Origin of the sequence: Janthinobacterium sp. SUN026, assembly GCF_030397625.1 — a bacterium.
Taxonomy (GTDB): Bacteria; Pseudomonadota; Gammaproteobacteria; order Burkholderiales; family Burkholderiaceae_D; genus Janthinobacterium; species Janthinobacterium kumbetense.
In genome coordinates this window covers 1452078-1470635 of sequence record NZ_JAPQNU010000001.1, presented here as the reverse complement: position 1 = coordinate 1470635, position 18558 = coordinate 1452078, and the positions used below count along the sequence as shown (strand labels likewise).

The 18558-nt window shown below is 63.4% G+C and carries 17 protein-coding genes; 10 read left to right on the top strand and 7 right to left on the bottom strand.

Annotation, left to right across the window (positions count from 1 at the left end):
* Window positions 1-46 precede the first annotated feature (46 nt).
* On the bottom strand, window positions 47-1144 hold the full coding sequence (alr, locus tag OX459_RS06695; RefSeq protein ID WP_289904279.1) for an alanine racemase: 1098 nt from the start codon (window positions 1142-1144) through the stop codon (window positions 47-49).
* 247 nt (window positions 1145-1391) lie between these two features.
* On the opposite strand from alr, the gene lplT reads away from it, so the two are divergent.
* A complete protein-coding gene (gene lplT / locus OX459_RS06690; protein WP_034779369.1) occupies window positions 1392-2654 on the top strand; it encodes a lysophospholipid transporter LplT in 1263 nt (420 codons plus the stop codon).
* 35 nt (window positions 2655-2689) lie between these two features.
* Here the strand turns inward: lplT and OX459_RS06685 are convergent, their stop codons facing one another.
* From OX459_RS06685 to tsaB, 4 genes are read right to left on the bottom strand one after another with little or no spacing between them, the layout of a single operon-like run.
* Window positions 2690-3646: a DUF1853 family protein gene (locus OX459_RS06685; protein WP_289904826.1), complete on the bottom strand. Its 957-nt coding sequence runs from the start codon at window positions 3644-3646 to the stop codon at window positions 2690-2692.
* Entirely contained in the window at window positions 3630-4523 is an 894-nt protein-coding gene (locus OX459_RS06680; RefSeq protein WP_289904278.1) for a uracil-DNA glycosylase, read from the bottom strand. Before OX459_RS06680 ends, OX459_RS06685 begins: the two co-directional genes overlap by 17 nt.
* Window positions 4520-5011 carry a ribosomal protein S18-alanine N-acetyltransferase gene (gene rimI / locus OX459_RS06675; protein WP_099667211.1) on the bottom strand — a complete coding sequence of 164 codons (492 nt, stop codon included), beginning with the start codon at window positions 5009-5011 and terminating at the stop codon, window positions 4520-4522. Before rimI ends, OX459_RS06680 begins: the two co-directional genes overlap by 4 nt.
* Window positions 5008-5733, bottom strand: a complete 726-nt coding sequence (gene tsaB, locus OX459_RS06670) for a tRNA (adenosine(37)-N6)-threonylcarbamoyltransferase complex dimerization subunit type 1 TsaB (protein WP_289904277.1) — start codon at window positions 5731-5733, stop codon at window positions 5008-5010. The genes rimI and tsaB overlap by 4 nt, the downstream gene beginning before the upstream one ends.
* A 225-nt stretch (window positions 5734-5958) precedes the next feature.
* Between tsaB and dapC the strand changes: the two genes are divergently transcribed.
* From dapC to OX459_RS06630, 8 genes are all read left to right on the top strand, one after another.
* Entirely contained in the window at window positions 5959-7188 is a 1230-nt protein-coding gene (gene dapC, locus OX459_RS06665) for a succinyldiaminopimelate transaminase (protein WP_251351625.1), read from the top strand.
* A 12-nt stretch (window positions 7189-7200) separates the two neighbouring features.
* Window positions 7201-8028, top strand: a complete 828-nt coding sequence (dapD, locus tag OX459_RS06660; protein ID WP_034779378.1) for a 2,3,4,5-tetrahydropyridine-2,6-dicarboxylate N-succinyltransferase — start codon at window positions 7201-7203, stop codon at window positions 8026-8028.
* A 122-nt stretch (window positions 8029-8150) separates the two neighbouring features.
* Window positions 8151-9692 (top strand): FAD-dependent oxidoreductase, encoded by a 1542-nt coding sequence (locus OX459_RS06655; protein ID WP_289904276.1) that lies wholly within the window; start codon window positions 8151-8153, stop codon window positions 9690-9692.
* Window positions 9693-9808: 116 nt separating this feature from the next.
* The gene (locus OX459_RS06650) at window positions 9809-10534 is read left to right on the top strand and encodes a hypothetical protein (protein WP_289904274.1); all 726 of its coding nucleotides are present in this window, start codon (window positions 9809-9811) and stop codon (window positions 10532-10534) included.
* 372 nt (window positions 10535-10906) lie between these two features.
* A complete protein-coding gene (locus tag OX459_RS06645; protein ID WP_099667207.1) occupies window positions 10907-11263 on the top strand; it encodes an ArsC family reductase in 357 nt (118 codons plus the stop codon).
* Window positions 11264-11311: 48 nt separating this feature from the next.
* Entirely contained in the window at window positions 11312-12448 is a 1137-nt protein-coding gene (gene dapE, locus OX459_RS06640; protein WP_289904271.1) for a succinyl-diaminopimelate desuccinylase, read from the top strand.
* Window positions 12449-12504: 56 nt separating this feature from the next.
* Entirely contained in the window at window positions 12505-13395 is an 891-nt protein-coding gene (gene prmB / locus OX459_RS06635) for a 50S ribosomal protein L3 N(5)-glutamine methyltransferase (protein WP_251351629.1), read from the top strand.
* A 48-nt stretch (window positions 13396-13443) separates the two neighbouring features.
* Entirely contained in the window at window positions 13444-15441 is a 1998-nt protein-coding gene (locus OX459_RS06630; RefSeq protein WP_289897235.1) for an ATP-binding cassette domain-containing protein, read from the top strand.
* 39 nt (window positions 15442-15480) lie between these two features.
* On the opposite strand, the gene OX459_RS06625 is transcribed toward OX459_RS06630, so the two are convergent.
* Entirely contained in the window at window positions 15481-15963 is a 483-nt protein-coding gene (locus tag OX459_RS06625; RefSeq protein WP_077406904.1) for a chemotaxis protein CheW, read from the bottom strand.
* 196 nt (window positions 15964-16159) lie between these two features.
* Here OX459_RS06625 and arfB point away from each other — a divergent pair, with 196 nt between their 5' ends.
* On the top strand, window positions 16160-16558 hold the full coding sequence (arfB, locus tag OX459_RS06620) for an alternative ribosome rescue aminoacyl-tRNA hydrolase ArfB (RefSeq protein ID WP_034779396.1): 399 nt from the start codon (window positions 16160-16162) through the stop codon (window positions 16556-16558).
* Here the strand turns inward: arfB and OX459_RS06615 are convergent, their stop codons facing one another.
* Entirely contained in the window at window positions 16559-18418 is a 1860-nt protein-coding gene (locus OX459_RS06615) for a flagellar assembly protein A (protein ID WP_289904269.1), read from the bottom strand. It abuts the gene before it with no gap.
* Window positions 18419-18558 lie beyond the last annotated feature (140 nt).

Here is an 18558-nt window from a genome sequence, read left to right as displayed (position 1 = left end):
GAAACTGCTGTCTATATATACAGTATATACAAACGGCGGGCCGCCGTCACTGTGTCGCTTCGACCACGGGCACGCGGGGCGCCAGTGCGCACATCAGCTCGTAGCCGATGGTGCCGGCGGCCAGGGCCACCTCGTCGATCGGCATGCCCTGGCCCCACAAGGTGACAGCACTGCCGACTTTTGCACCGGGCACGTGCGTCAGGTCGACCATCAGCATGTCCATCGACACCCTGCCGATGAGTCCCGTGCGCACGCCGTCGACGAGCACGGGCGTGCCTTCGGGCGCATGGCGCGGGTAGCCGTCCGCATAGCCGCACGCCACCACGCCCACCTTGATATTGCCGGCCGCTTCGTAGCGGCTGCCGTAACCCACCACTTCACCGGCGGCGATATCCTGGATGCCGATAATGCTGCTGCGCAAGGTCATGGTGGGCAGCAAGCCGAACGCCTGCGCCGACGTGCCGCCGGGAGCGCCGCTGGGCGTGCCGCCGTACAGCATGATGCCGGGGCGCACCCAGTCGCTGTCCAGGTGGTGCAGCAGCACGCCGGCCGAATTACACAGGCTGCGCGGCAAGGGTACACCGATGCTGGCCGCGCCCGCTTCGAAACGCAGCATCTGCTGCTCCAGGGGCAAGCGCGTGGGCGCCGCCTCGTCCGCGTTGGCGAAATGCGTCATCAGGGTGATCGTGCCGATATGCGGCATGGCGCGCAGGCGCGCATACGCCCCCGCCACGGCGTCCGGCGTAAAGCCCAGGCGGTTCATGCCCGTATTCATTTTCAGGTGCACATCGATGGCGCGCGGCAGGCGCGCCGCTGCCAGCAGGGCGATCTGTTCCTCGCAATGCACGCTGCCGTTCAAGCCATATTGCGCCATGACGGGCAAATCGCTGGCGTCAAAAAAACCTTCCAGCAGCAAGATGGGCTTGGTCCAGCCCAGTTCGCGCAGACGCACGGCGTAGTCGACCTCGACCAGCGCCAGGCCATCGGCCCCGGCAAAGCCCCGCATGGCCCGTTCCAGGCCGTGGCCATAGGCATTTGCCTTGACGACGGCCCACACCTTGGCGCCGCGGGCGCCGGCACGGGCGCGCGCCAGATTGTGTTGCATGGCATCGAGATGGATGGTGGCGAGAAGGGGCCTGGGCATATGCATCGTTCACGGCGGGTGGGAAAGCCGTATTTTACCGGATGCACAGTACGCGGACACGGCAGACGCCCAAGGTCGTATGCAGAGGACATCATTTATAAAATGCTCACATGTATGTGTATTTTTCTACGGCAGAAAAATTAAGGTTCGCTTAGGCAAGAGTATGCAAAGCGGCCCCTTCCAAACTTGGGGTTTGCCGTTTTTTCGTGGTATAAAGCAAGCCAGATATGATTTCAGGCAATCCAGAATGAATCGTGGTTTTTATACCATCATGGCGGCGCAGTTCTTTTCCTCGCTGGCAGATAACGCCCTCTTTTTTGTCGCCGTCGATTTATTGGTGTCCATGAAATCCCCGGCGTGGATCACGCCGCTGCTCAAACTGTCGTTCGTGCTGTTTTACGTGCTGTTGGCCGCTTTTGTCGGCGCCTTCGCAGATGCATTGCCAAAAGGCAAGGTCATGTTCATCGCCAACATGGTCAAGATCTTCGGCTGCGCCCTCGTCTTCTTCCACGTACACCCGCTGCTGGCCTACGCCGTCGTCGGTTTTGGCGCGGCCGTGTACTCGCCCGCCAAATACGGCATCCTGACGGAACTGCTGCCGCCGGAAAAGCTCGTGGCGGCGAATGGCTGGATCGAAGGCTTGACCGTCACTTCCATCATCCTCGGCACCGTCATGGGCGGCGCGCTCGTCAGCGGCCACGTGTCCGACATGCTGCTGTCCTTCGACTTCCCCCTGATCGACACGGGCATCACCAACAAGACGGAAGCGGCCCTGTGCGTGGTGGTCGGCATTTATGTGCTGGCGACCCTGGCCAACCTGAAGATTCCCGACACGGGCTGCGTATATCCGCACCAGGAACGCAATCCTATCAAACTGATTACCGATTTTGCCAATTGCTATTCCATCCTGTGGAAAGACAAGCTGGGCCAGATCACCCTGGCCGTGACGACCCTGTTCTGGGGCGCCGGCGCCACCTTGCAGCTGATCGTGCTGGAATGGGCCAAGCAATCCTTGAACATGCCCTTCGACAAGGCGACCAGCCTGGTGGGCGTGGTCGCCATCGGCGTGGCCGCCGGCGCCGTGCTGTCGGCCCGCTTCATTCCACTGCGCAAATCGCTGACCGTCATTCCACTGGGCATCGCCATGGGCGTGATCGTCATGATGATGACGCAAGTACATTCCGTATGGATCGCCTACCCGCTGCTGATACTGATCGGCGCCCTGTCCGGCTTTTTCGTCGTGCCCATGAATGCTCTGCTGCAACATCGCGGCCACGTGCTGATGAGCGCAGGCCACTCCATCGCCGTGCAGAACTTCAATGAAAACCTGTCGATTCTGACCATGCTGGCCGTGTATTCGATCATGATCCGCTTGCACCTGCCGCTGAACATCATCATCACCCTGTTCGGCCTGTTCGTCGCCGGCACCATGTACATGATCATGCGCAAGCACAAGCTGAACCAGGCCGAGCACGACAATTTATCGCTGATCGGCGAGCAAAAGCATTAATTTCGGGGGCTGACCCAGCGGATCAGCCCTCAGCGTTACGCTGGCAGCATGCCGGCCAGCCGCCGCGCGGCAGCCTGCTCCGTCCAGTCAGGCGGCACGACAAAACCACGCGTGCGCTCCACTTCCCAGCCTTCGACATTATCCACCGTGGCCACCATCACCGGTTGCGCCAGATCAAACAAGCGCGCGCGCAAGGCCTCCACGTGCAGCACTTCCACGTCGCGGCCCTTGAACGGCGCCAGCCATTGCAATCGCGGCAGCACGACATAGCGCTGCTCCGGCAATTGTGTGGGCGCGCACCAGAAGCCGTGTCCATGGTCTTCGGAAATACCGTCCAGGGCGGGCGTGGCGTCCGGTGCATAAAACAGCCAGCCCTTGACCAGCGCCTGCGCCGCCCGCACGGGCTGCGCCAGCAGGGTTTGCGCGGCCGGATGGCGGGACAAGGCCAGTTGCTTGTCGAGGATCTTGCGCATCTTCAATCCCAGGGTATCGGCCAGGTTGGGGCCGATCAAGTGATTGAAGACGCCGGGATCGGGCGCGCCTTCCAGCAGGTAGAACTTGGTGGCGAATTCCCAGTGCAGCAACGCGTCACCCTGCGCCCCATCGCGCAGCAGGAAATCGAACTCGCCCACCGTGTCGTTGCGGTTGACCTGCACTTGCAAGCCATGCGCTTGCAGCAGTCCGTGCTGTTCAAAATAAAAGGCCAGCAGCTTTTCAGCGTACAGGCCCAGGCGGGAATAGAATTTCGGCCCCAGCGCCGCATCGAGCGGCGACGGATCGTCTTGCAGCGCGCCCAGCCAAGCGGCAACAGAAGGCGTGACGGGCGCGAGGCTGGCGATGCGCCCGCCCCAGTGGGAGCTGGCCGGGTCCAGCAAGTCGGGCGAGTCGAGCAGCCAGGCCAGCGCACGCACGCGGGGGTGCGTCAGATGCCCCCAGCGGCGCTCGAAGCGAGCCTGGAATGCGCCAGCGGCGGCATCACTCACCGCGCGAATCACCGTGCGTGCTTTTCGCCAGGCACAGATCGGCCCAGGCGCGCGCCTTGGCCTTGCCCGTCTCGTCCTGCAGCAACATTTCCGGGTGGAAGGTGGCCACGACGGCAGCCTTGCCCAGTTGGCGCACGGTGCCGCGCACGGGTTTTTCGCCGGGATTGATGCCGGCGGCGGCCATCGAGCCGAGCGTCAAAATGGTGCGCGGCTGCAGCAGGGCCAGTTCGCGCTCGAAATACGGGCGGCAGACGGCCGACTCGGCTTCTGTCGGCAAGCGTTCCTGGCCCGCCTCGTCGAGCGGACGGCATTTCAGCAAGTGCGTGATGTACACATCGCGATCCGCATCGACGGCGATGGCTTTCAGCATATTGTCGAGCAATTTGCCCTGCTCGCCCGGCAAGGCACGCCCTTCCCGCTCTTCCAGGCGCGACGGGCTGCTGGCCAGCATCAGCCAATCGCCCTGGCGGTCGCCGCGGCCCATGACGACGCCCTTGCGCGTCTTGCACAGGTCGCAGCGCGCGCACTTGGCGACGGCCGCCGTCAAGCCATCCCAGTCGAGGGCGGCGATATCCGTATCGCTCAGCTGTCTGGCGGGCGGCGGTGGCGGCGCATCGTCGAACCAGGCCGTATCGTCAGATGCGGCGGGAGCGGCGGGAGCGGGAGCGACAGGCGCAGCAACGTCAACGGCTTTCACCTCAGCAACAACCTCAGCTGCGGGTACGGGCGGCGCAACAGCTTCAACCACGGCGGCCACCGGTGCCGCTGCTGCTTCCACGATCTCGGCAACGTCAGCCGCTTCAGCGGCCTCGGCTGCGCCACCCTGGCGCAGGCGCCACAGGGGGCCGACGCCCATTTCATCGAGGAAAACGGCGCTGCGGCTCATAAGGTATAACGCATCACGATGGCGTCCTCACGTTGCGAGTTACTGGCCGGATAGTATCCCTTGCGCCGGCCGATCTGTTCAAATCCATAGCGCTGGTAAATATCGAGCGCGCGCACGTTCGACGGGCGCACTTCCAGCAGCATCGATTCCATGCCCAGCTGGCGCGCGCAGGCGCAGGACTGGTTGAGCAGGAAGCGGCCCAGTCCCTGACCCTGGATCGCGCCTTCGACGGCCACGTTGAGCAAGTGCGCCTCGTCGACGACCAGCATCAACAGGAAGTAGCCGAGCAAGGTGCCATCCACGTCGCGCAGCACCCAGGCCGGATATCCGCTTTTGAGCGAATCGACAAAGTTGCCGTGCGTCCAGGGATGCGGATACACGCGCTGCTCCAGCGCCAGCACCTCGGTCAAGTCCGCTTCGGCCATCGGCTGATAGTCGAGGCGCAACAAGTCCCAGCCGGCAGCGCGGTCCTGGTCCGCCACACTCATTGCGCGGACTCCGCAGCGGCCTTGGCCTGTTGCATCTCTTGCCGTTCCGCGCTGGTAAAGGCGATCTTGTTGCGCAAATACAAAGGCTGCGCCTCGGCCGCCGTCACGAACTGGCCGGCCGCAAAGGCGATGCGCGCCAGCTGCGCCACTTGCACGGCGTGCGGCATGATGGCGGCGTCGGCGGTCGCGGCGCATGGCAGCGGGGCCAGCGCTTCGGCGTATGCACTGAAACCGTTGCCGCAAGCGGCGACATCGCCTTGCGGCGCCACGCCGGCCGGTGCGCTCAGGGCCGGTGGCGCAACAATCTGCAAGCCATCCTGGTAATCATATTGCGCCCAGTACACTTCGCCCATGCGGGCGTCGAGCACGGTCACGATGCGTTGCGCGCCATGCTGCTGGTGGCACGCGAGCGCCATGGCGTCGAGGGTGACGACGGGCACGACGGGCAGCTTGGCGCCATAGGCCAGACCTTGCGCGATGCCGCAAGCCGTGCGCACGCCCGTAAACGAACCGGGGCCGGAGCCGTAGGCGATGGCGTCGACGTCGGCCAGGGTCACGCCCGCTTCAGCGAGCAATTCCTGCACCATCGGCAAGATGGACTGGGAATGGGTGCGCACGCCCGACGACGCGCGGGACAGGACGACATCGCCGCGCAACAAGGCGCAGGAGGCGAGTTCGGACGAGGTTTCAATGGCAAGCAGGGTGGGAAGTGAGGTAGACATAGCGTATTTTACCTTGCCGCGCCATGGCATGGCACTCCCCGCTGCGGCATGCCGTGGCAAGCCGGGCAGCCCTCACGCCGATGCCGCTTGCACAGCGGCCCCGCGAGGACGGCTATAATGAAAGACGCGGCTCATTATTTGACCGGCATCAAGTCTGCCGCGCCAAGCAATCGCCTAGCAATCGCTGAGCAACATCGTCTTTCCACTCTTGCCCTGGTCCGTTCCGTGAATCCACTTCTTGCTAAACTGCAACCATATCCCTTTGAAAAGCTGCGCCAGCTGTTTGCCGGCGTGACGGTCAATCCCGAGTATGCGCCCATCAGCCTGGGCATGGGCGAACCCAAGCACCCGACGCCGGCTTTCATCGAGCAGGCATTGGTCGACAATATCCATGGCCTGGCCAGCTATCCGACCACCATCGGTTCGGAAGCCTTGCGTACAGCCATCGCCGGCTGGCTCGAGCGCCGCTACGGCATCCCCAAGCTCAATCCTGCCACGCAAATCCTGCCCGTGAACGGTTCGCGCGAAGCGTTGTTTGCGCTGGCACAAACGGTGATCGATCCGGCCGCCGGTTCGCTCGTGATCAGCCCGAATCCGTTTTACCAGATCTATGAAGGCGCCGCCTACCTGGCCGGCGCCGAACCGTATTTCGTCAATTCCGACCCGGCGCGCAATTTCGGCTGCGACTACGACAGCGTACCGTCCAGCGTGTGGGAAAAGGTCAAACTGCTGTTTTTGTGCTCGCCAGGCAACCCGACGGGCGCCGTCTTGAGCCTGACGGACTGGGAACATCTGTTCGCCCTGTCCGAACGCTACGATTTCGTCATCGCCGCCGACGAGTGCTATTCCGAGATCTACCACGGCGACACGCCGCCGCTGGGCGCGCTGCAGGCGGCGCACATGCTGGGCCTGTCCACCATCGAGCGCCCGTATGCGCGCCTGGTGGTGTTTTCCAGCCTGTCGAAACGTTCGAACGTGCCGGGCATGCGCTCGGGCTTTGTTGCCGGCGATGCCGAAGTATTGAAAAAATTCCTGCTCTACCGAACCTACCACGGCGGCGCCATGAGCCCTGCCGTGCAGGCGGCCTCCGTCGCGGCCTGGAACGACGAAACCCATGTCGAGGAAAATCGCGCCAAGTACCGCGCCAAGTTCGACGCCATCACGCCGCTGCTGCAATCGGTGATGGACGTGCAATTACCGGACGCCGGCTTCTACCTGTGGGCCGACGTCAGCCGCACGGGCCTGTCCGACACCGAATTCGCGCAACGCCTGTACGCCGAATATAATGTGACGGTATTGCCTGGCAGCTACCTGGCGCGCGACGCGCACGGCATCAATCCGGGCCGCAACCGCATCCGCATGGCCCTCGTGGCCGAAACGGCCGAAGGGCTGGAAGCGGCCTTACGCATAGTAAAATTCTGCCAGCAGCTTTCCGCATCCGCATTAACTCACTAATAAGACATCATCATGAGCCAACAACTGCAAAACATCATCGACCAGGCCTGGGAAAACCGCGCCGAGATCAATCCGGGCAACGGCACGGCCGAACTGCGCGACGCCGTCTCCCACGTCATCAATGGCCTGGACAACGGCAGCATCCGCGTGGCGGAAAAAACCTCGGGCGACTGGGTCGTCAACCAGTGGGTCAAGAAAGCCGTGCTGCTGTCGTTCCGCCTGGAAGACAACGTCGTGCTGCCATCGGACGGCACGATGCAGTTCTACGACAAGGTCCCGACCAAGTTCGCCAACTACACCAAGGAAGACTTCGTCAAGGGCGGTTTCCGCGTGGTGCCGCCAGCCGTCGCCCGCCGCGGCAGCTTCATCGCCAAGAACGTCGTGCTGATGCCGTCCTACGTCAACATCGGCGCCTACGTCGATGAAGGCGCCATGGTCGACACCTGGGCCACCGTCGGCTCCTGCGCGCAAATCGGCAAGAACGTCCACCTGTCCGGCGGCGTCGGCATCGGCGGCGTGCTGGAGCCCATGCAAGCGAACCCGACCATCATCGAAGACAACTGCTTCATCGGCGCCCGTTCGGAAATCGTCGAAGGCGTGATCGTCGAAGAAAATTCCGTCATCTCGATGGGCGTGTACATCGGCCAGTCGACCAAGATCTACGACCGCGCCACGGGCGAAGTCACCTACGGCCGCGTGCCAGCCGGCTCCGTCGTGGTCTCGGGCAACCTGCCTTCGGAAGACGGCAAGTACTCGCTGTACTGCGCCGTGATCGTCAAGCGCGTGGATGCGAAGACCCGCGCCAAGACCGGCATCAACGAACTGCTGCGCGGTATTTAATTACTGCGCCGTAAGGCGCACGTAACACCCTGAATGTCCCGCCCCGGCGGGACATTTTCATTTCCGACTAGCAACTTCAATCGTCGCGCAGCCATCACCCATCCTGTCCTATACTGGATGGCATGAATACTCCTCCCGTATTGATCGTCGGCGCCGGTCCTACCGGCCTCATGCTTGCCTTGCGTCTGGCGCGCCATGGCGTCGATTGCCGCATCATCGATAAAAACAGCGGACCGGGCCAGGCGTCGCGGGCCATGGCCGTGCATGCACGCACCCTGGAGTTTTACCAGCAGCTGGGCTTTGCCGACGAGCTGGTCAGCCTGGGCATCAAGATCAATGCCATGCACATTCACGAAGGCGGCGAGGAGCTGGTGAAACTGGCGCTGGGCGAGATCGGCGAAGGCCTGAGCCCCTATCCTTTCGTGCTGAGCCTGCCCCAGGACGAGCATGAACGCTTTCTTATCAGCAAGCTGGCAGCGGCCGGCGTGCATGTGGAATGGAACGTCGCGCTGGACCTGTGGACGCAGGACGATAGCGAAGTGCAAGCCATCCTGCTCAACAATGGCGAACGCCAATATTGTACGTTTAACTATATTTGCGGCTGCGACGGCGCCCGCAGCAAGGTGCGCGAGATCGCCGGCTTCGCGTTCTCCGGCGGCACCTACGACCACCTGTACTACGTGGCCGATGCGCAAGTGGCCGGCAAGAATACGGATTTGCACGCCCACCTGGGCGCGAATGCGTTTGCGCTGATGTTGCCCGTGCGCACCAGCGGCATGCAGCGCCTGATCGGCATCCTGCCCGACCGCCCCGATGGCGCGCCCGTCTTCGACGACGTGCGGGAACAGGTGGAAAGCTTGCTGAATATCCAGGTCGAGCACGTGAACTGGTTTTCCACCTATAAAGTGCATCACCGGGTGGCGGCGCAGTTTCGCGAGCGGCGCTGCTTCATCCTCGGCGACGCGGCCCATCTGCACAGCCCCGTGGGCGGCCAGGGCATGAACACGGGCCTGGGCGACGCCGTCAACCTGGCTTGGAAACTGGCGCAAAAGCTGCGGGGACAAAGCAACGACGCCCTGCTCGACACCTATGAAAGCGAACGCATCGTGTTTGCCCGCAAGCTCGTCGCCACCACCGACCGCGCCTTCCAGGCCATCGTCGCGCAAGGCATCGCCGGGCAATTCCTGCGCCGCTGGCTGGTGCCGCACGCGCTGCCCTTCCTGTCCGGCTTCGGGCGGGCGCGCCGCTTGCTGTTCCGGACCGTGTCGCAAATCCAGATCAGCTATGAAGACAGCGCCCTGTCCGCGGGCCACGCGGAATACTTGCGCGGCGGCGACCGCCTGCCGTGGTTCTCGGACGGCACGCAAGACAATTTCACGGCCCTGCGCAGCATGGATTGGCAATTGCACATCTATGGCGAAGCGGCGCCCGAACTGCTGGACGAGGCGCGCGTGCTGAAACTGCCCGTGCATTGCTACACCTTCAATGTCGCCGCCAAGCTGGCCGGCCTGGGCCGCGACGCGGCCTACCTGGTGCGCCCCGACGGCCACATTGCGCTGGCCCTGCACCTGCAGGAAAGCGGCGCCCTGCGCGCCCTGGCCCTGCGGCTGGGCCTGCATTTCGGCCCGGCCGAATCGGGCAAGGCGGCGCCACGGCCCGTGTAAGCCAGCCACACTCAAGGTTTGTGATACATCAAAGTGTAGATATTTAATTTCCTTGCTTTGTTTGCTTTGTTTGACTTCCTGTCCTATGCTGAAACATGCGTTTCAAGGATAGGGCCATGTCGAATACATCGAACACCTCGGATACTCGCGCCCCTGCCGGCAAGGGCGACACCGGCACGATCGATGAGGCCGCCGCCGACACCAGGCATGCGCCTGCCACGCCCTCGCTGGCCAGCAAGCTGGCGGACACACTCGCATCCAGCGCCACCGGCTTGCGCTTTAATATTGCACAAGATACGTTCCAGGAAGCGTATGCATCGCTGCTGGACGCCGTACCGCGCGACGACCGGCCCGCGCTGCTCGCGCAAATGCGGCGCGACCTCGATATCGTGGCCGAGCGGGAGTTGAACCGGGTTTCCGGCATCGACGCACATGCCGGCCACGTCAGCACCCGGCAATTCATGCGCGGCCTGGAAGAGCAGGAACGGCAGCAGCGTGAAAAAGACTTGGCGTCGCACAGCTTGCTATCCGGCCCGGAACTGCGCACCCGGCTGGAAGTCACGCCGCAAGCGCTCAGTGCGGCACTGAAAGCCAGACGCCTGTTTGCCTTGCGCGGCGCCTCCGGAGAATATGTCTATCCAGCATTTTTCGCCGATCCCCGCCACGACCGCCACATCCTGGAAAAAATCAGCAAAATCCTCGGCGACTTGCCCGGCGCCGCCAAATGGGATTTTTTTACTGTCCCGCGCCTGTCTCTGGGCGGCAAGTCGCCGCTGGAGGCCCTGGCCAAAGGCAAGCTCGATGCCGTGCTGGCGGCCGCCCGCGCCTACGCAGACGAATAACAGCACGACCGTGGCAATCTTGCGCCTGCCCCGTCTGCCGCAACTGCCCGCAGCGCTGCAGACGGCGCATTGCGATCCCGCCACGCTGTACCGGATCTCCGGCCATGCCACGGGCGAACTGATACGACACGTGCTAACTGGGTAGTTCGCTGGCGTCCGCCACGCCGCTCTCGGCCCATCCGGACTTCGGCCAGGCCGCCACGCTGCTGGGCATCCGCAGCGCCTGGCCCTGAACCTGCCATGAACATGCAACCTTGTTGCACTGCCGCATCGACTGCGCATCGACTGTATAATGTCGGCTAACATCGCATATCGCGCCAGCGCAAGCGCCGCGATCAAGCGAACCGCATTCATACCCCCTTAGCCCTACCCATGACGACCATTACACTCTACGGTATCCCCAACTGCGATACCGTCAAAAAGGCCCGCACCTGGCTGGCCGCGCAGCAACTCGATTTCACCTTCCACGACTTCAAGAAGCAGGGCCTGGAACGCGCCACCGTCGAGGCGTGGCTGGCGCAATTGCCATGGGACGTGCTGGTCAACAAGAAAGGCACGACGTGGCGCGCCCTGTCCGACGAGCGCAAAGCATCGATCACCGACGCGGCCAGCGCCCTGGAGCTGATGCTGGAAAACCCGTCCATCATCAAGCGCCCCGTGCTGGACAAGGATGGCCAGTTCAGCGTGGCGTTTTCGGATGCGCAGTACCAGACCCTTTTCTCGCTGTAACCATACTTAGTTGACCACCGGAACGATGTTGCCGGCACGACCTTACCCATGACCACCTCCAAAACCCTCGCCCTGACCGAAAAACTGATCGCCCTGTCTTCGGTCACGCCCGACGACAAGGGCTGCCAGCAGCACCTGATCGATATCCTCACACCGCTGGGCTTTGTCTGCGAAACGATACAGTCGAACGACGTCACCAATCTGTGGGCGCGCCGCGGCACGACGTCGCCCGTGTTCGTCTTTGCCGGCCATACGGACGTGGTGCCGACCGGCCCCGTCGAGCAATGGCGTTCGCTGCCCTTCATTCCCACGCACCGCGACGGCAAGCTGTACGGCCGTGGCGCGGCCGACATGAAGACCTCGATCGCCGCCATGGTAATTGCCTGCGAGGAATTTATCGCCGCCACGCCGGAGCACACGGGTTCGATCGCCTTTTTGATCACCAGCGACGAGGAAGGCCCGGCCACGGACGGCACCGTCATCGTGTGCGAGCAACTGAAGGCGCGGGGCGAACAGATCGACTATTGCCTGGTGGGCGAGCCGACGTCGAGCGCGCAGCTGGGCGACATGATCAAAAATGGCCGCCGCGGTTCGCTGTCGGGCCGTTTGACGATCAAGGGCGTGCAGGGCCATATCGCCTACCCGCACCTGGCAATGAATCCCATCCACGAAGCGGCGCAGGCGCTGGCCGACCTGGTCGAGGAAAAATGGGATGCGGGCAACGAGTATTACTTGCCCACCTCGTGGCAAATGTCGAATATCAACGCGGGCACGGGCGCGAATAACGTGATTCCGGGCGACATGGTGATCGACTTCAATTTCCGCTTTTCCACGGCCAGCACGGCCGAGGGATTGCAGGAACGGGTGCACGCCATCCTCGACCGGCATGACTTGCAATACGATTTGCAGTGGACCCTGAGCGGCCTGCCCTTCCTCACGCCGCGCGGCACCTTGAGCGATGCGCTGTCGGCCGCCATCCTGGAAGAAACGGGCCTCACGACGGAGCTGTCGACCACGGGCGGCACCTCGGATGGCCGGTTTATCGCGCAAATCTGCCCTCAAGTGATAGAATTCGGGCCGCCCAATGCCAGTATTCACAAGATCGACGAGCACATCGAACTGCGCCACATCGATCCCCTGAAGAATATTTACCGGCGCACCCTGGAGCATTTGCTGCCCGTCTGAACCAGAATACCGAGGCCCGTCACGGCGGGCCAGAACACCGTCTTTTCGAGAATGCCATGACCCCGAACCCGTTTTCCACGCCACGCGACCTGCTGCGCTACGCCGTTACCCGTTTTAATACCGCCAAGCTGTTTTTCGGCCACGGCAGCGCCGAAGCGTTCGACGAAGCGGCCTATCTGATCCTGCACACGTTGAAGTTGCCACTCGACAAGCTCGAACCGTTCCTCGACGCCAAGCTGCTGCCGTCGGAAGTGGCCAGCGTGATGAGCGTCATCGACCGCCGCAGCATCGACCGCGTGCCGGCCGCCTACATCACCAAGGAAGGCTGGCTGGGCACGTATAACTTCTACGTCGACGAGCGCGTGATCGTGCCCCGCTCCTTCATCGCCGAGCTGATCCCTGAATACTTCTCGCCGTGGGTGGCGGAACCGGAAGCCGTGGAAAACATCCTGGAACTGTGCACCGGTTCGGGCTGCCTGGCTATCATGATGGCCGACGCCTTCCCGAACGCCCAGGTCGACGCCGTGGACATTTCCGCCGATGCGCTGGCCGTGGCCAAACGCAACGTCGACACGTACAAGCTGCAAGACCGCGTCACCCTGATCGAATCGGACCTGTACACGAACGTGCCGACCAAGAAATATGATTTGATCATCAGCAACCCGCCGTACGTGAATTCCGCGTCGATGGGCGCCCTGCCCCAGGAATACCTGGCCGAACCGCAAATCGCCCTCGACGGCGGCAGCGACGGCATGGACCTGGTGCGCAAGATCATCGCCGGCGCGGCCGAGCGCCTGACGGATGACGGCATCCTGATGATTGAAATCGGCAACGAACGCGCATACGCGGAAGCGGCCTTCGGCGAGCTGGGCCTGACCTGGCTGACGACGAGCGCCGGCGACGACATGGTCTTCCTGCTGACGGCCGAGCAGCTCAAGCTGGTATAAGCGCTGGCGTCAGCGCGCAGCGCCTTAATTTACAACACAAAGAAAAAAATGATACGTTTCCTACAAGTAAGCCTGATGCGCGGCATCAAACCGTTGCTCGAACAAGTCGATGTCACCCTCAATCCGGGCGACAAGATCGGCCTGATCGGCGCCAATGGCGCGGGCAAATCGAGCCTGTTCGCCATGATGCGTGGCGAATTGCACCCTGACCAGGGCGAGATCGATTTCCCGGCCAAGTGGCGCGTGGCTTACGTGGCGCAGGAAACGCCGCCGCTGGACCGTGCCGCGCTCGACTATGCGATCGATGGCGACGTCACCCTGCGCAAACTGGAAGCGGAACTGGCGCGCCTGGAATCGGAGCCTGCCACGTCGGAAAACGGTATCGCCATCGGCGAAATCTACAGCGCCATGGCCGATGCCGACGCCTACACCGTGCAATCGCGCGGCGAGCAATTGCTGCTGGGCCTGGGCTTCACGCTGGACCAGATGCAGCAACCTGTGGCCAGTTTCTCCGGCGGCTGGCGCATGCGTCTGAACCTGGCGCAAGCGCTGATGTGCCCGTCCGACCTGCTGCTGCTCGATGAACCGACCAACCACTTGGATCTGGACGCCATCATCTGGCTGGAAGACTGGCTCAAGCGCTACGCCGGCACCTTGCTGATCATTTCCCATGACCGCGACTTCCTCGATGAAGTCGTCAACGTGGTCGTGCATATCGACGAGCGCAAGCTGAAACGCTACTCGGGCAACTATTCGAGCTTCGAACGCCAACGCGCGGCGCAGATGATCCTGGCCGCCGGCGCGCTGGAAAAGCAGCAGCGCAAGCGCGCCCATCTGGAATCGTTCGTGAACCGCTTCAAGGCGCAAGCCTCGAAGGCCCGCCAGGCGCAAAGCCGCATGAAGGCGCTGGCGAAGATGGAAGAACTGGCGCCACTGCGCGCCGCCGCCGAATTCTCGTTCGAATTCCGCGAGCCGCTGTCGGCTCCGAACCCGCTGCTGGTGATGGAAGACGTCGATGCGGGCTACAAGATCGAGAACGAAGCGACGGGCGAAATCACGCATAAAACCATCGTCAACGGCATCAAGTTTTCGCTGCAGATCGGCCAGCGCATCGGCTTGCTGGGCCAGAATGGCGCCGGCAAATCGACCCTGATCAAGACCATCGCCGGCGAACTGATGCCGCTGACGGGCGACGCCACCATGGGCAAGGGCCTCAACATCGGCTACTTCGCCCAACACCAGGTGGAAATGCTGCGCCACGACGAATCGCCGCTGTGGCATCTGGCGAAGATCGCCCCGACCGTGCGCGAGCAGGAACTGCGCAACTTCCTCGGCGGCTTCAACTTCCCCGGCAACATGGTCACCGCGTCGATCGCACCGTTCTCGGGCGGCGAAAAAGCCCGTCTGGCGCTGGCCCTGATCGTCTGGCAGCGTCCGAACCTGCTGCTGCTCGATGAACCGACCAACCATCTGGATCTGGAAACGCGCGAAGCGCTGACGGAAGCGCTGGCCCAGTTCGAAGGCACCCTGGTCGTCGTGTCCCATGATCGCCACTTGCTGCGCGCCACCACCGACGAATTCATCATCGTTGCCGACGGCAAGCTGCAACCGTTCGACGGCGACCTGGACGACTACAAGGATTGGCTGTTCAAGACCAAGCTGGGCAAAGGCACGGACGTGCTGCCGGCCGCCGGCAAAGCCAACAAGACGGACTTCCCCGTGACGTCTTCCGTACCTTCGCCGGTAGCCGCCGCCCCTGCCGCGCCCGTGCGCGACAAGCGCAAGGAAGCGGAAGAGCGCCAGAAAACGGCCGCCCTGCGCAAGCCGATCGAAAACAAGATCAAGCGCCAGGAAGAGCAGATCGCCAAGCGCAATGCGCAAAAGGCGGAAACCGACGCCAAGCTGGGCGAGCCGACCATCTATGACGCGGCCAACAAGGCCAAGCTGAAGCAATTGCTGGCCGACCAGACCTTCTTCACCAAGGACCTGGCGCAACTGGAAGCGGAATGGCTGGACTTGCAAGATCAACTCGAAAAGCTCGGTTAAGCAAGTAGCGACAAAAGACGACTTCCGGGTCGTCTTTTTTTATGCCGCCTGCATGGGGCTGGGGCTGCGGATCGCCATCAGGCGGTCGATGTCGACGAGGATCAATCGGCGTCCCGCCACCGTGCCCAGGCCCAGCAGATAATCGGCTTCCGTCTCGCCCAGGCCGGGCACGGCGGCGATGTCGGCGGGCGCCAGGCTGACGATATCGGTGACGCCATCGACCACCATGCCCATCACGCCATTGCTCAGCTGCAGGATGATCACGTCGGTGGCCGGGTCGGGCGCGCCGTGGGCGCTGCCGAACGCGGCGCGCATGTCGACGATGGGAATGATCACGCCGCGCGAGACGGCCACGCTGTGCAGCACTTCCCCTTCCGAGGAAAAACGGTCGAGTTCCTTCAGGGGGCGCAATTCCCGCACGCAACGGTAATCGAGGCCGTATTCCAGGCCGCCCAGCCGGAAGCTCAAGTACTGCGTCAGGTATTGCGCGGTTGCGGCGCCAGGCGTGGTCGTGGGCTGCATGGTGTTCCTTTCATCCGGTAAGCGCTGCCAGGATGCGCAGTGGCGCAACGTTGGCCCCATGCTAACCAGCATCGCCGCAGGCGGCGTTGAGAAAACTCAACTTTCCCGGAAGGCCAGCCTGACCTCGGCGCCCCGCCTTGCGCCGGCGCAGCCATCTTCCCTTACAATACCCACATCATCCCCCCACAGGCAGGCCATGCAACACCTCGTCAACCCCGCTGAAGTTGAATTTTCCGCCATCCGCGCCCAGGGTCCGGGCGGGCAGAACGTCAACAAGGTGTCCAGCGCCATCCATCTGCGCTTCCCCATCGCCGCCTCGTCGCTGCCGGAAGCGTACAAGGAACGGCTGCTGGCCCTGCGCGACAGCCGCATCAGCAAGGATGGCGTACTGGTGCTCAAGGCGCAGCAGTCGCGCAGCCAGGAGCAGAACAAGGAAGAGGCGTTGCGGCGCTTGCAGGAAATCATCGACAGCGTGACTTTCCTGCCCGCCGTGCGCCGCGCCACCAAGCCCACGCGCAGCTCGCAGCGGCGCCGTCTCGACAGCAAGAGCACGCACAGCGTCCTCAAACAATCTCGCGGCAAGGTTATCGACTGATCAGAGTGGCGGCTGGTAGGTCCAGTCCAGGCTGCCCGTGCTGTCCGCAAACACGGGCTGCGTGGCCGGCGTGGCGCTGCGCAGCAAGGCCTTGATTTCCTTCGGCGGCCGGTCGTAGACCTTGGCCGGTCCGGGCGGCACGACGAGGGCGCGCACCGTCGTCTCGCCATCGACGAGGCCCAGGGAGCAGCGCGACTGGCCCGCCATCGCCTGCCGCTCCTGGCGCAATTGTTCCACCAGCGCCAGCATCTGCGCGTGCAGGATTTCCGACTGTTTCACTTCCACGCGCAGCCGCGCCACCTCTTTCAGCACGGGAGCGATGCGCGCGGCCAGCTTGTCGTACTGCACCTGTTGCATTGGCTGCAGCTGCAATTCGCCGCGCCGCAGCTGGCCCGCCAGGGTCAGGTAGTTGCGCACCTCGGGCAATTGCGCGATGGCATCTATTTCCTGCTGGCGCTTGTGCTGCACCTGCAGGAATTGCGCCGCCTTCGCCAGGCTTTCCCCGATCTTTTGCTCCAGCGCGCTCAAGTCGGGCACGAGGGGGAACAGCAGCATTTCCACCTGCCTGCGGGGACCGGCGCTGCCGATGCGGATGGTGCGCGCCGCCACGGCGCAGCCTTCGGCCAGTTCGATGACGACCTCGTCGGCGATGATCTCGCAATTGCTGGCGCTGTCGATCACCACGCGCGTGCCGGCGATGACGCAGCTTTCGGCCCGCTTCACGTGCACTTCGCCGCTCAGCGCCTGCAGCACGGAACCGGAAGCGACGCCCTCGACGCGCACGTCGCCGTGCTCGTTGAAGGCCGTGCCGCCCACCAGGTTGCGCTTGAGCCATATCAACCCGCCATGCGAGTGCAGATGGCCATACACGTCGCCATGGATGGTGATGTCGCTGCCGTCGAGCTGGCGCTGCTCCTGCACTTCGCCGTACTCCTCGTAGGCGGCGCGCAGCTTCAGATTGCCAGTGGTGCGGCTGCTGACGCCTTCGCGGCTGACGATCTTGTTTTCGATCGACATCTTGCCGTGCTCATCGACATTCACATAGCCATCCATGGTGGCGACGACGAAAGCGCCATCGCTGAAATACTCGACCGACGTGCCTGGCCCCGCCACCGCAGCCAGGTCCAGTTCCAGCGGCGCGGACGGCGGCAGCGCCTTGCCGGCCAGGTCATAGCCAGGCAAGCCGGGCGTGCCCGGCAGCAGGCGCAGCAGGCGCGCGTGCTTTTTCACTTGCGGGAAGCGGTTCTTGAAGCTGAGCAAATCCAGGCGGCCATCGGAGCGTTCGCGCGGCGCGTCGTCGCGGTGGATGCCTTGCGACACTTCGACCAGCTGGGCGTCGCGCCCCGGCTGCGGCGGCAGCACCCGCGCCACCGTGATGCGCTCGGCCTTGCCGCTGGCGAGCATGGCGCGCACGGCCACGCTATCGATGCCGTAGTGCACGCCCTTGCACCACAAGTCAGCCACCAGCTCGTCAAACTCGCGGCGCGCCGGCGCCTGGCCATCCGCGTCGGCAGGCAAGGTTTCAAAGTAAAACTCGGCGTTGTCGCCACGGATCTTGATCTGTTTATACAGCGCGCGGCGCTGGGGCGGGAATGGCGCCACGCGCACGGCGATGCGCAGCAAGGCGTCACCCTTGGGCGCGGCGCGGGGTGCGGGCGCATGGAACAGGGTCAGCAGGAACAAACCGTAATCTAGGCCCGCCAGCAACTGCCCCGACTGGAACAGCTGGTCGACGGCGGCGCGCAGCTGCGCCGGCGCCAGCGACAGGTCCAGGAACACGCCCTCGTCGCGCTGGACCAGGCCGTGCGGCAAGCCGCCTGCGGGGACCGCATCCGGAACGGGTGTGTCGTCGTCGCTCACGCCTTGCCTCCCCCAGCAGCCATTTCAAAGAATTGCCTCCGTGCACTAGAACAATATCACGGGGCGGGGCCGTGTGCCTGACTCAGCAACAATGCATGCGGCCAGATGCAAACAGGGCCATGTCTTGCGAGATGGCCCTG